A 1,183-nucleotide genomic window follows, 5' to 3' on the forward strand; every position below is an offset into this window, starting at 1 on the left:
CCCAGCGCGCGGTAGGCGGCGGCCGCCAGGCCTGCCGGACCGCCATGGCGATCGAGCAGCCGGGCCAGCTTGCCGCGCCCGGCCAGCAGCTCGCGCAGCACGCCGTCGAATTGCATCTCATCGACCAGGGCGGCCAGCCGTTCCATGGCCGCTTCCGTGGCCGAATCGGCGATCACCCGGTCGCGGGCGTCCTTGAGCAGTTCGGCGGCCGTGCGTTCATCCATCACCGCGAAGTGAGGCGATACTCCGGCTTCCAGAGGGAAGCGCGACAGCAGCGACTCGCAGAAGGCGTGGATGGTCTGGATCTTGAGACCACCCGGCACGTCCAGGCACTGGGCGAACAGCCGACGCGCGCGGGCCAGGTCGGCCTCGGCACCCGGCCCCAGCAGTTCGCCCAGGTCGGCCGCCAGCCGAGCATCGTCGGCCAAGGCCCAGGCGCCTAAGCGGCGGGCCAGGCGGTCGGCCATCTCGGCGGCGGCGGCCTTGGTGAAGGTCAGGCAAAGAATGCGGTGCGGCGCCGTGCCGGCCAGCAGAAGGCGGGCGATGCGGTCCACCAGCACCTGGGTCTTGCCGGTGCCCGCGTTGGCCGACACCCAGACCGACTGGAAGGGATCGGCGGCCAGCAGCTGGGTGGCGGTGCGCCGGCTCATTCCTCACCCTCCTCGCCGCCCGCGGACCATTCGGCCACCCGCGCCAAGTGGTCGTAATCGCCCGGCCGGTTGGCGAACTTGGGGCGCAGGCGCGACAGATAGGGCGTCGCCGGGTTGCGAAAGGCCGCCACTCGGCGCCGAAGTCCTTCCAAGGCCTGGGCGCAGAGATCGGACGTGTCGCCTTCCGCCAGGATCCGTTCCTCGCCGGCGATTCGCCCGCCCGAGAGGCGGTAGTAGACCAAGTGGTCCACCCTGCCTGGCTTGACCTTCTCGAAGGCCCCGGCCGCCGCCAGGGCGCCTTCCAGGGACAACTGGGGCGCGAGGCCGGCGCGCAGCTCCTTCCAGGACGGCGGCGTGCCCGTCTTGTAGTCGATCACCGCCAGACCGCCGTCGGGCAACAGATCGATGCGATCGGCGCGGCCGTAGAGCCCGAACGGCACCCCGGCCACCGGCAGGGCCAGTTCGGCCCAGGCCTCGACGGCGAGCGGCCGGATGCCCTCGGCGCGGCGGCGGCGCTCGGTGGCCACGAACCA

General features: G+C 72.3%; 2 protein-coding genes. Both read right to left on the reverse strand.

From position 1 onward, the window contains the following. Positions 1-650 (reverse strand): UvrD-helicase domain-containing protein (locus H7841_18600; GenBank protein ID MEO5338868.1); only part of this gene is annotated, 650 nt, incomplete at its 3' end. Then, the coding region (locus H7841_18605; protein MEO5338869.1) for a PD-(D/E)XK nuclease family protein at positions 647-1,183 on the reverse strand (537 nt) is incomplete at its 5' end. The genes H7841_18605 and H7841_18600, both read right to left, overlap by 4 nt.

This window comes from Magnetospirillum sp. WYHS-4 (assembly GCA_039908345.1).
Taxonomy (GTDB): Bacteria; Pseudomonadota; Alphaproteobacteria; order Rhodospirillales; family GLO-3; genus JAMOBD01.